1 protein-coding gene and 1 pseudogene are annotated in these 483 nt (G+C 54.0%); both read left to right on the top strand.

Annotation, left to right across the window (positions count from 1 at the left end):
• Positions 1-334 (top strand): transposase (locus J9892_RS21495; protein ID WP_210538933.1); only part of this gene is annotated, 334 nt, incomplete at its 5' end.
• A 5-nt stretch (positions 335-339) separates the two neighbouring features.
• Positions 340-483: pseudogene (locus J9892_RS21490) on the top strand (IS1595 family transposase); the annotation flags it as partial.

Below are 483 nucleotides of genomic sequence, written 5' to 3'. Positions count from 1 at the left end.
GGCGGCGAATCAACCGCTGGCGATGGTGTACGTGCTGAAAGAGGCGTTGAAGGGCATCTGGTATGCGCCGAGCGTGTGGGAAGGATGGCGACGATGGCGGAGCTGGATGCGGCAGGTGAAGGAAAGCGGGCTAGCGCCGCTGCAACAATTTGGTCGAAATTTATCGAAATATATGCGGGGGATCCTGGCGAGTGCAAACTACCCGATGCACACGAGTGTGCTGGAAGGGGTGAACAACAAGATCAAAGTGATAAAGCGCATGGCATATGGATTTAGGGACTCAGAATACTTTTTTCTGAAAATCAAGGCGGCCTTCCCCGGAAAGCCGCGATGAACCCCAAAACAGGCTTGTCAGCGATGGAGCTAAAGCGCCAGTTGGGCGTCAAATATGACACCGCCTGGATGCTCAAGCACAAGCTGCTGCAAGCCATGAAAGAGTCCGATGACAAGCAGCCCATCAGCGGCATCATTCAGCTCGATGAT

Source organism: Aeromonas sp. Prich7-2, from assembly GCF_017939255.1.
In the GTDB taxonomy this organism is placed as follows: domain Bacteria; phylum Pseudomonadota; class Gammaproteobacteria; order Enterobacterales; family Aeromonadaceae; genus Aeromonas; species Aeromonas caviae.
This window is presented reverse-complemented; position numbering and strand designations above follow the sequence as displayed.